Below are 10,927 nucleotides of genomic sequence, written 5' to 3' on the forward strand. Positions count from 1 at the left end.
TCAGAAGATCCTCGGGTCGGTGAAGGCGCCGCTGGCCAGCAGGTACACGTAGAAGTCGCACAGGGCCACGCTGATCAGGGAGGCCCACGCCAGCTGCATGTGGCGGGCGTTGAGCCGGCTGACCCAGCCCCACAGCCGGTAGCGGACCGGGTGCCGGGAGAAGTGCTTGAGGCGGCCGCCCATGATGTGGCGGCAGGAGTGGCAGGACAGCGTGTAGGCCCAGATCAGCGCGATGTTGACGAGGAACAGCAGCGTGCCGAGGCCCATGTGCCCCCAGGCGTAGTGCTCGTCGCGGAAGGTCAGCACGGTGTCGTAGGTGAGGATGCCCGCGACGGGGACGGCGGCGTAGAAGAAGTACCGGTGCATGTTCTGGAGGACGAGCGGGAAGCGGGTCTCGCCGGTGTACTTCGCGTGCGGCTCGGCGACGGCGCAGGCGGGCGGTGAGGCCCAGAAGCCGCGGTAGTAGGCCTTGCGGTAGTAGTAGCAGGTCAGCCGGAAGCCGAGGGGGAAGACCAGGATCAGCAGGGCGGGGGACAGGCCCCACCAGCTGCCGAAGAGGTCGAGGTTGGGGCCGCCGCGCATCTCCGCGCAGTTCTCCGCGAGGCACGGGGAGTAGAACGGGGAGACGTAGGGGGCCGCGTAGTAGTCGGCGTTGGCGAAGGCCCGCCAGGTGGAGTAGACGATGAAGGCGAACAGCCCGGCCGCGGTGCCGGCGGGGGCCAGCCACCACCGGTCGGTCCGCAGGTGCCGCGCCGCGATCGCGGCCCGCGAGGCGTCGTGGACGCCGCCGGGCCGCTGCTGGGGTCGTTCCGTTCCTGTGGCCAAGAGGGACTCCGGTAGGAGTGATGAGGGGACGCTCCCGTCGGACCCGGCCGTGGAGCGGCCGGGCCCGCTGGGTGCGGGGTGGACGGGCGTGCGGGTCGCGGACGGGTGGCGTCAGGGGGCGCGGCGGTCGCGGGCGCCCAGGCCTTCGTCGTCGGAGTCCGTCCACAGCGTGCTGTCGTAGGGGGTGTCCGGGACGGTCACCATCCGGGACGGGTCCGGCGCCGTCGGCGCGGAGGGGCGGCGGGCGGCCGCGGCCCGCTGCTCCAGCCGTTCGACCTTGCGCGTCAGCTCGTCCAGGTGGCGCCGGACCGCGGCCAGATCGTCGTTCAGGGACATGATTTGCCCTCATTTCCGCCAGGGTGTGCGGTGGCAACGCTCATGTGCGCCTGCGAGTGTCGCGCCTCGTGTCCCCGGTTGTGAAGGGACGTGCAGCGATTGCGGGCGTGCAGGCGCGAATCGCGCGCCCCTCCCCGTCCCCGGTCCCCACCCCCTCCCCGGGGCACGCCCTCCGGCCCGCAAGCCGGATTGGTCCGCACGGGTGGGGTTCGCGGCGTGGCGAGAGGCGGCTGCGAAGGGTGCGGAGCGCCGTCGATTTCAGTGGAGTCAGGCAACCGGTGTGATCAGCTCCATATACCGCCGATCGTGATCACGCTTCCCCCACGCCCCGCCCCGGAGGTAGCACCCATGTCCCAGAGAAGGCGCAGGTCCTTGGCGCTCCTGACCTCGGGAGTCCTCGCACTGCCGCTGCTCACGGGCTGCGGCGCGGGTGACGACGAGGGCGGCCCGGCCGCCGCAGGGCAGGACATCGCCTCCACCGCCCGCGAGAAGGTCGCGGACGGCGGTGTGCTCCGATGGGCGGTGGACGCCCTTCCGGAGACCCTCAACACCTTCCAGGCCGACGCGGACGCCACCACCAGCAGGGTCGCGGGCGCCGTGCTGCCGCACCTGTTCGTGCTCGACGCCAAGGGGCGGCCCGTGGCCGACTCCGACTACCTGGAGAAGGCCGAGGTCATCGAGCGGGAGCCCAAGCAGGTCGTCCTGTACAAGCTGAACCAGCAGGCCGTCTGGAGCGACGGACGGGAGATCGGCGCCCCCGACTTCGTGGCCCAGTGGCGGGCCCTGAACGGCAAGGACTCGGCGTACTGGACGGCGCGCAACGCCGGCTACGAGCGGATCGAGAAGATCGAGAGGGGCAAGAACGACCTGGAGGTCAGGGTCACCTTCGCCAAGCCCTACGCGGACTGGCGCTCGCTGTTCTCACCGCTCTACCCCAAGCAGGTCACGGGCACGCCCGACGCCTTCAACGAGGGCGCCCGCGGCACCTTGAAGGTCACCGCCGGGCCCTTCGCCCTCGGCGCGATCGACAAGAAGACCGGCACCGTCGCCCTGACGCGCAATCCGCGCTGGTGGGGCAAGCAGGCCAAGCTGGACTCGCTGGTCCTGACGGCCGTGCCGCGGGCCGAGCGCCCCGCCGCGCTGGCCGCCGGGAAGGTCGACCTGGCGGAGGTCGACCGCGCCGGCGCCGAACGCATCGCGCTGGCCCGCCGGGAAGCCTCCGGCAAGGGCGCCGCGGGTGCGGGCGGCGCCCCCGCGCACGGCCCGGGGGTCGCACTGACCCCGGCGCAGGCCACGCTGTCCTGGGCGAACGCCTTCGGTACGGACGAGGAGAAGGCGGAGCAGGAGAAGGAGACCCGCACCAAGCACACGGAGGCCGTGAAGCGGTACGCGGCCGAGCAGGCGGCCCTGCGGGGCTTCACGGTCCGCAAGTCCCTGGAGCCGGCCTACACGCAGCTGGCGATGAACGGCACGTCCGGTCCGCTGGCCGACGAACGGGTGCGCCGGGCGGTGGCCCGGGCCCTGGACCGCCAGGCGCTCGCCGACCTCGTCCTCAAGCCCCTCGGCCTGCCCGCCAAGCCGGTCGGCAGCCACGTCGCCCTGGCCGGGCAGCAGGCGTACGCCGACAACAGCGACGCCCTCGGCGGCCAGGACGCCCGGGCGGCCCAGGCCCTCCTCGCCGACGCCGGGTGGCGCCGCGGCGGCAGGATCACCGAGCCGGCCGGCGCCAAGGCCGGGCCGGAGAGCGCGCCGCAGGACGACGGCAAGACCCCGGCGGGCCCGGGCACCGGCAACGACGGCCTGTACATCGTGGGCCAGGACGACGGCGCGGGCGGCGACCACGAGGGCGGCAGCCCCGCGGGTTCGGCCGCCGACGGCGCCGCGGCGGACGGGGATCGGGACCGCGTCTCCCCGGTGCTGGCACCCGCCCCCTTCGGGGCCCAGCAGAGGACCTCCCTCCTCGCCCAGGCGGATCGCGCCCGCCCGGTCGACGACGCCAAGCAGAGCGCGACCCGCGACGGCGAGACGGCCGACCCCGCCCAGGGGTCCCCGGCACCGGCGAAGCAGGCCACCCGTACCTCGGGCAACATGCTCGCCAAGGACGGCAAGGCGCTCACCCTCCGCTTCGTCCTGCCGGCCGGCCCCGGCTCGGAGTCCCTGCGCACCGTCGGTGAGCGGATCTCCCGGATGCTGCGCAAGCTCGGAGTGAACACCGAGACGACCAAGGTGGCCGACGAGAGCTTCTTCAAGGACCACATCGCCTCGGGCCAGTACGACCTGGCGCTCTACTCCTGGCCGGCGACGGCCTTCCCCGCCACCGACGCCCGGCCGATCTTCGCCAAGCCGGAGCCGGCGGCCGACGGCTCGCTCCTCGTCGAGCAGAACTACACGCGGGTCGGCACCGACCACATCGACCAGCTGTTCGACCAGGCGCTCGGCGAGCTGGACGAGGCGCAGTCCCGTGAGCTGGTGCGCAAGGCAGACGCCAGGATCTGGGCGGCGGCCGGCTCCATCCCGCTCTTCCAGCGCCCGGAGCTGGTGGCGGTCAAGCCCGGCCTCGTCAACGCCGGCGCCTTCGGCCTCGGCACCCCCCGGTACCAGGACATCGGCTGGAAGAAGCCGCCGACGGCCAAGGGCAAGAAGAAGTAGCCCTGGCGAAGATGTGGTGACAAAGCGGTGCCTGTCAGGTTGACCTGCGGCTCACAAGCTCAGATGTGACTCAAGTCCCTTGCCCGCCGGATGTCCGGCGGGCAAGGTCGTGGATACCCGTTGACCCGCATGAATTCCCGCAGGAACGGCGGCCCGGGCACCCCACCTCGCGCTCGGCCGCCCTCATTCCTGCGGCCTCTTGACAGCCCCCCGGCAGGCGGTTCCCGCCACGCGACGTACCATGGGGTAAGGCCGTGGCAGGTTTTCGCCCGGTCGAGGCGCGCGTGCCAGGCCGTACGTGACGCCATCCACGATCCCGGGAGAAGCGCCGAAGTGCCCACGCGCCACGACATCCGTAACGTCGCCATCGTCGCCCACGTCGACCATGGCAAGACGACCATCGTCGACGCCATGCTCAAGCAGGCCGGTGCCTTCGCCGCCCACCAGCAGCTCGACGACCGCATGATGGACTCGAACGACCTGGAGCGTGAGAAGGGCATCACGATCCTCGCCAAGAACACGGCGGTGAAGTACCACCCCAAGGACGGCGGGGCCCCGATCACGATCAACATCATCGACACCCCCGGCCACGCCGACTTCGGCGGCGAGGTCGAGCGCGGCCTGTCGATGGTCGACGCCGTCGTCCTGCTGGTGGACGCTTCCGAGGGTCCGCTGCCCCAGACCCGCTTCGTCCTGCGCAAGGCCCTCCAGGCCCGGATGCCCGTCATCCTCTGCATCAACAAGACGGACCGCCCGGACTCCCGGATCGACGAGGTCGTCAACGAGACCTACGACCTGTTCCTGGACCTGGACGCCGACGAGGACCAGATCGAGTTCCCGATCGTCTACGCCTGCGGCCGTGACGGCATCGCCTCGCTGACCAAGCCGGAGGACGGCACCGTCCCCGCCGACAGCGAGAACCTGGAGCCGTTCTTCTCCACCATCCTGGAGCACGTCCCGGCCCCGACGTACGAGGAGGACGCGCCGCTCCAGGCCCACGTCACCAACCTCGACGCCGACAACTTCCTCGGCCGCATCGCGCTGCTGCGCGTCGAGCAGGGCGAGCTGCGCAAGGGCCAGACGGTCGCGTGGATCAAGCGTGACGGCAGCATCTCCAACGTCCGCATCACCGAGCTGATGATGACCGAGGCGCTGACCCGCAAGCCGGCCGAGGTCGCCGGCCCCGGTGACATCTGCGCCGTCGCCGGCATCCCCGAGATCATGATCGGTGAGACGCTGGCCGACCCGGAGAACCCGGTCGCCCTCCCGCTGATCACGGTCGACGAGCCCGCGATCTCCATGGTCATCGGCACCAACACCTCCCCGCTGGTCGGCCGCGGCGGCTCCGGCAAGGGCGCTGACGCCAAGGCCGCGGTCAAGGACCGCAAGGTCACCGCCCGCCAGGTCAAGGACCGCCTCGACCGCGAGCTGGTCGGCAACGTCTCGCTGCGCGTGCTCGACACCGAGCGCCCGGACGCCTGGGAGGTCCAGGGCCGCGGCGAGCTCGCGCTGGCCATCCTCGTCGAGCAGATGCGCCGCGAGGGCTTCGAGCTGACCATCGGCAAGCCGCAGGTCGTCACCCGCGAGATCGACGGCAAGATCCACGAGCCGGTCGAGCGCATGACCATCGACGTGCCCGAGGAGCACATGGGCGCGGTCACGCAGCTCATGGGCGTCCGCAAGGGCCGCATGGACAACATGTCGAACCACGGCTCCGGCTGGGTCCGCATGGAGTTCGTCGTCCCGTCCCGCGGCCTGATCGGCTTCCGTACGGAGTTCCTGACGCAGACCCGCGGCACCGGCATCGCGCACTCCATCCACGAGGGCCACGAGCCGTGGTTCGGTGCGCTGCAGACCCGCAACAACGGCTCCCTGGTCGCCGACCGCGCCGGTGCGGTCACCGCCTTCGCGATGACCAACCTGCAGGAGCGCGGCGTGCTGTTCACCGACCCCGGCACCGAGGTGTACGAGGGCATGATCGTCGGCGAGAACTCCCGCTCCGACGACATGGACGTGAACATCACCAAGGAGAAGAAGCTCACCAACATGCGCTCCTCCTCGGCCGACTCCTTCGAGGCGATCGTCCCGCCGCGCAAGCTCTCCCTGGAGCAGTCCCTGGAGTTCTGCCGCGACGACGAGTGCGTCGAGGTGACCCCGGAGGCGGTCCGCATCCGCAAGGTCGTCCTGGACCAGAAGGAGCGCTCGCGCACCGCCTCGCGCGCCAAGTCCGCCAAGTAGCAACCGCTTTCGCGCCGCCGGTCCCGGGTCCGCCCGGGGCCGGCGGGCGTTTCGGTCCCCGCAGACGGTCGTCGCCGGCCGCACCGGCGTGGTAGAACAGCAGCCCCTTGCCCCACGGACTCGGACTCCGTGCAGGAAGGGGCTGTTCGCTTTTGTCAAGCGGATTTTTGCGTTCACGTGTCCGCATACCGACCGTGACACTCCGGATGATGAGCTAACCGTCCGTTTCGCACGTGTCTGTCTCCTATCCGTTTGTCCGGATTTCGGGTTTCTGCCGCGGATCGATGTTGTGAAAACGAGACCACTTAAGTGTGGTTTACGGCCTGGCGGTCCCTGAGGATGGCTCCATTGAGCTCGGGTCAATGGGTCACGCGATGTGGGGATCGCGCCGACTCACGAGCACACTATGGGCAGGAAACCACTCGCCGTCAGGGGTGTCGGCGAGGTTTTCATGCCCCTCAAGTCGATCAGTGGACTCATGAGGAGGAAACCCATGCGCGGTGCCAAGAGCGCCAAGTGGGTCGTGGGCGCGGTTGTCGTCGCCCTGGCCGCTACCGCCTGTGGCGGCGGTGACGGTGACAGCAAGGACAAGGGCAGCGCTGCCGGCGGCGGTACGTTCCGCCTGGGCAGCACGGAGCCGGACACCATCGACCCGGGGCGCGCCCACGAGTCCACGGGCATCCTGCTCTCCAACGCCCTGTTCACCGGCCTGTACTCGAACACGCCGGACGGTCTGGCCGAGCCCGCGCTGGCCGAGTCGGCCAGCTCGGACGAGGGCTGCACCTCCTGGACCTTCAAGGTCAAGGCGGACACCAAGTTCTCCAACGGCGAGGTCGTCGACGCCGAGGCGTTCGCCCGCGGTTGGGCACGTGCCGCGCACAAGGCCGCCGCGTCCGACGTGGCGTACCACCTGGCCGGCATCAAGGGTTACGAGCAGCTGCAGGACGGCTCCGCCAAGACCTTCTCCGGTGTCACCACCCCGGACCCGCACACCATCAAGGTCGACCTGGCCAAGCCCGACTGCGAGTTCGTGCTGAAGACGGCGCACACCGCCTACAGCCCGGTCCCGAAGGTCGCCAAGGTCGGCGAAGAGGACAAGGCGTTCGGCGAGGCCCCCATCGGCAACGGTCCGTTCAAGATGGACGGCAGCTGGGAGCACAACAAGGCCATCAACCTCGTCCGCAACGACGACTACGGCCTGACGAAGGCGAAGCTGGACAAGGTCCAGGTCACCCTCCTCAACGACAAGACCGCGCACCAGCTCGAGTACGACGGCTTCCAGGCCGGCACCTTCGACTACGCGCACATCCCGACGCCGATGCTCAAGACGGCCGAGGCGAAGTTCAAGCCGCAGAACAAGTGGTTCGCCAAGGACACCAACGGCATGAACTTCGTTCTGCCGATCGGTGACAACGGTCCGACCAACAGCAAGGACGCCCGTCTGGCGATCTCCTACGCGATCGACCGCCAGGCCATCGCCAAGGGTGTCTTCCAGGGCTTCCAGACCCCGTCGACGACCATCGTGCCGCCGGCGTTCCCGAAGGCGTACCAGAAGGACCTGTGCACCTCCTGCGTCAAGCAGGACGTCGCCAAGGCCAAGGAGCACGCCGAGAAGGCGGGCCTGAAGCCGGGTACCGAGATCAAGTTCTCCTTCAACACCGGTGCGGGCCACGAAGAGTGGGTCCAGGCCGTCGCGCGTCAGCTCGAGGACGTCCTCGGCCTGAAGGTCAAGCTGGACGGCAAGGACTTCCCGGGTCTGCTCAAGGAGCAGCAGGGTGCCACCGCCAGCGGCGTCTACCGCTTCGCGTGGGGTGCGGACTACCCGACCCCGGAGAACTTCCTCTTCCCGCTGCTGCACTCGGCCTCGATGAACAAGGACGCCGAGGGCAACGTGGTCGGTGACAACCGCGCCCGCTACAACAACCCCGAGTTCGACAAGCTGGTCGACACGGCCCGCGCCACCAAGGACGAGGCCGCGCGTACCGCGATGTACAAGCAGGCCGAGAAGATGGCCATGGACGACATGGCCCTCATCCCGACCTTCAACCGTTCCCAGTTCCGCCTGATGGCGACCGACAAGTTCAACGGTCTGGACGACATCAACTTCAACGAGGACCCGATCCTCGAGAAGATCTCGCTCAAGAAGTAATCGGTTCGGACGGTATATCCGTCAGGAGCGAACGTGCCGCGGCCCCCGGGTGACCGGTGGGCCGCGGCCCCGCTCGGCAGGCCGTTTTTACTTCGGCACCCCTCACATCCGCGGGCAATCCCCGCCGGCCGAGAGCCGGCCCCTTTCGTCGGGCCGGAGGCCGCTGCTCCCAGAAGCGGCCAGGTAGAGAGGCACAAACATGGGAAGGTACGTCGCCCGTCGCCTCGGGCAGATGGTCATAGTCCTCATCGGCGCGACCATGGTTCTGTTCGCTTGTCTGTTCGTTCTCCCCGGTGACCCCGTGGGCTCGATCGCAGGCAGCGACAAGGCTCGTGACCCAGCGGTGGTCGCGGAGCTCAAGGCGCGGTACGGGCTCGACAAGTCGCTGCCCGAGCAGTATGTGAACTACGTGTCGAAGGTTGCGACCGGAGACCTCGGCGAGGACTTCATCCAGCGCCGCGAGGTGTCCGACATCCTCGGCCCCAAGCTGGCGAACACCGCGAAGCTGGCCCTGCTGGCCATCGCCCTCGTGACGGTGTTCGGTATGGGTGTCGGCATCATCGCCGCCCTGTACAGATACAGCATCTTGGACATGGCCACGACATTCTTTACGACCATGATGGTCGGATTCCCGACCTTCGTGATCGGCATGCTGCTCATGAAGTGGTTCGCGGTGGAGCTCCAGTGGTTCCCGCAACTCGGCGGAGACAAGCTCGAAGGCATGGTCCTGCCGGCGGTCACCCTCGCCATCACCGACATCGCGTTCGTCGCCCGCCTCACCCGCGGCACGATGCTCGAGGTGCTGCGCGCGGACTACGTGAAGACCGCCGTGGCCAAGGGACTTCCGCGCCGTCGCGTGCTCTTCAAGCACGTGCTGCGCAACTCGTCCATCCCGGTCGTCACCTACCTGGGCATCTCGTTCGGCGCACTCCTCGGTGGCGCGCTCATCACCGAGGCGATCTTCAACTGGGACGGTGTCGGTCTGGCACTGGTTCAGGCGATCCAGCAGCAGAACAACCCGATCGTGATCGGTGTGGTGACCTACAGCGTCGCCATCTTCGTCGTCCTCAGCCTCATCGTGGACCTGCTGTACGCGGCCCTCGACCCGCGTATCCGCCTCAGCTGACCGCCCCCAAGGAGGATTTCCTCATGTCTGAGCTCGTCAAGAGCCCGGCGATCGGGGACGAGAGCCCCGTGCCGGCCACCCCGGCCGCCCCCGAAGCAACCCCCAAGCAGCTCACCCAGTGGGGCGAGATCCGCCACCGCTTCGTCCAGAACAAGCTGGCCGTCGTCGGTCTCGTGATCATCACCCTGCTGTTCCTCACCGCGATCTTCGGCAACATGTTCACGCCGTACGATCCCGGTGCGCAGGACCTGGAGAACACCCTCGCGTCGCCCAGCGCCACGCACTGGATGGGCACCGACGCCCTGGGCCGCGACATGTTCTCGCGCCTTATCGCCGGTACCCGCGTGGCCATGTTCGTCGGCCTCGCCTCGATCTTCTTCGCCGTGCTGATCGGTGTCGCCCTCGGCGCCATCGCCGGTTACTTCGCAGGCTTCGCCGACACCCTCGTCATGCGCATCGCGGACGTCTTCCTCGCGTTCCCGCTGATGATCGGCGCCGTCGTCATCATCCTCGTCACCGGCCGCGGCATCACCCCGGTGATCATCTCGCTCGCGGTCTTCTCGTGGGCGACCGTGTCCCGACTGCTGCGCAGCTCGATCCTGTCGGTGCGCGAGATGGACTACGTCCACGCGGCCAAGGCGCTCGGCGCCAGCGGCGGCCGGATCGTCCGCACGCACATCCTGCCCAACTCGCTGACGCCCGTTCTGGTCTACGCGACGTTCAACGTCGGCACCACGATCATCGGCGTCGCGGCCCTCTCCTTCCTCGGCGCGGGTGTCCCGGTCGACGTCCCGGAGTGGGGCAACATGCTGGCGGCCGGTCAGGCCTTCATCGGCGTCCACGACTACCTGTGGCTGTACCCCAGCGCCTTCGTGGTCGTCACCGTGCTCGGCTTCGCCTTCGTCGGCGACGGCCTGCGCGACGCGCTCGACCCGAAGCTGCGGTAGGGCCGCCCGATGCTCCGAGACAACATCAGCAAGCAGGACGAAGGTGGCGGCGTGACGACGTCGGAGATTCTCAGCGTTGCGGAGACGGGCGGCGGGACCGCCGTGCCGCTGCTGGAGGTGGACAACCTCCAGGTCGAGTTCAAGACCCGTGACGGGGTCGCCAAGGCCGTCAACGGCGTGAGCTACAGCGTGAGCGCCGGCGAGACCCTCGCCGTGCTCGGCGAGTCCGGCTCCGGCAAGTCGGTCACCGCGCAGGCGATCATGGGCATCCTCGACAGCCCGCCCGGCCGCATCGCGGGCGGCGAGGTGCGCTTCCACGGCCGGGACATCCTCAAGATGTCCGACGAGGAGCGCCGCAAGCTCCGCGGCGACAAGATGGCGATGATCTTCCAGGACGCGCTGTCCTCCCTGAACCCGGTCTACTCGGTGGGCGACCAGCTCGGCGAGATGTTCCGGGTGCACCGCGGCATGTCCAAGAAGGACTCGAAGGTCAAGGCCATCGAGCTCATGGACCGCGTGAAGATCCCGGCCGCCAAGGCGCGCGTGGGCGACTACCCGCACCAGTTCTCCGGCGGTATGCGCCAGCGCATCATGATCGCCATGGCGCTGGCCCTGGAGCCGGACCTGATCATCGCCGACGAGCCCACCACGGCTCTC

General features: G+C 69.1%; 8 protein-coding genes. 6 read left to right on the forward strand and 2 right to left on the reverse strand.

Translation table 11 applies throughout. From position 1 onward, the window contains the following. A complete protein-coding gene (locus tag IF89_RS0131165; RefSeq protein ID WP_030775140.1) occupies nucleotides 1-825 on the reverse strand; it encodes a hypothetical protein in 825 nt (274 codons plus the stop codon). A gap of 111 nt (nucleotides 826-936) precedes the next feature. Continuing rightward, on the reverse strand, nucleotides 937-1,161 hold the full coding sequence (locus tag IF89_RS0131170; protein WP_030775142.1) for a hypothetical protein: 225 nt from the start codon (nucleotides 1,159-1,161) through the stop codon (nucleotides 937-939). 348 nt (nucleotides 1,162-1,509) lie between these two features. On the opposite strand from IF89_RS0131170, the gene IF89_RS0131175 reads away from it, so the two are divergent. From IF89_RS0131175 to IF89_RS0131200, 6 genes are all read left to right on the forward strand, one after another. Beyond that, entirely contained in the window at nucleotides 1,510-3,810 is a 2,301-nt protein-coding gene (locus IF89_RS0131175) for an ABC transporter family substrate-binding protein (RefSeq protein ID WP_030775144.1), read from the forward strand. A 333-nt stretch (nucleotides 3,811-4,143) separates the two neighbouring features. Beyond that, on the forward strand, nucleotides 4,144-6,048 hold the full coding sequence (typA, locus tag IF89_RS0131180; protein ID WP_030775145.1) for a translational GTPase TypA: 1,905 nt from the start codon (nucleotides 4,144-4,146) through the stop codon (nucleotides 6,046-6,048). 493 nt (nucleotides 6,049-6,541) lie between these two features. Continuing rightward, the gene (locus IF89_RS0131185) at nucleotides 6,542-8,197 is read left to right on the forward strand and encodes a peptide ABC transporter substrate-binding protein (RefSeq protein WP_234327932.1); all 1,656 of its coding nucleotides are present in this window, start codon (nucleotides 6,542-6,544) and stop codon (nucleotides 8,195-8,197) included. 232 nt (nucleotides 8,198-8,429) lie between these two features. Continuing rightward, nucleotides 8,430-9,323, forward strand: coding sequence for an ABC transporter permease (locus IF89_RS0131190; RefSeq protein WP_234327933.1), 894 nt, complete (start codon nucleotides 8,430-8,432; stop codon nucleotides 9,321-9,323). A gap of 23 nt (nucleotides 9,324-9,346) precedes the next feature. After that, nucleotides 9,347-10,270 carry an ABC transporter permease gene (locus IF89_RS0131195; RefSeq protein ID WP_030775151.1) on the forward strand — a complete coding sequence of 308 codons (924 nt, stop codon included), beginning with the start codon at nucleotides 9,347-9,349 and terminating at the stop codon, nucleotides 10,268-10,270. Nucleotides 10,271-10,279: 9 nt separating this feature from the next. Further along, on the forward strand, nucleotides 10,280-10,927 hold a 648-nt coding region (locus tag IF89_RS0131200; protein ID WP_158717946.1), incomplete at its 3' end, for an ABC transporter ATP-binding protein.

Source organism: Streptomyces sp. NRRL F-2664 (assembly GCF_000719345.1).
GTDB lineage: Bacteria > Actinomycetota > Actinomycetes > Streptomycetales > Streptomycetaceae > Streptomyces.

Coding starts and splice junctions, on each gene's coding strand:
- IF89_RS0131170 (WP_030775142.1), bottom strand. CDS start 1,161: ATGTCCCTGAACGACGATCTGGCCGCGGTCCGGCGCCACCTGGACGAG.
- IF89_RS0131175 (WP_030775144.1), top strand. CDS start 1,510: ATGTCCCAGAGAAGGCGCAGGTCCTTGGCGCTCCTGACCTCGGGAGTC.
- IF89_RS0131185 (WP_234327932.1), top strand. CDS start 6,542: ATGCGCGGTGCCAAGAGCGCCAAGTGGGTCGTGGGCGCGGTTGTCGTC.
- IF89_RS0131190 (WP_234327933.1), top strand. CDS start 8,430: ATGGTCATAGTCCTCATCGGCGCGACCATGGTTCTGTTCGCTTGTCTG.
- IF89_RS0131195 (WP_030775151.1), top strand. CDS start 9,347: ATGTCTGAGCTCGTCAAGAGCCCGGCGATCGGGGACGAGAGCCCCGTG.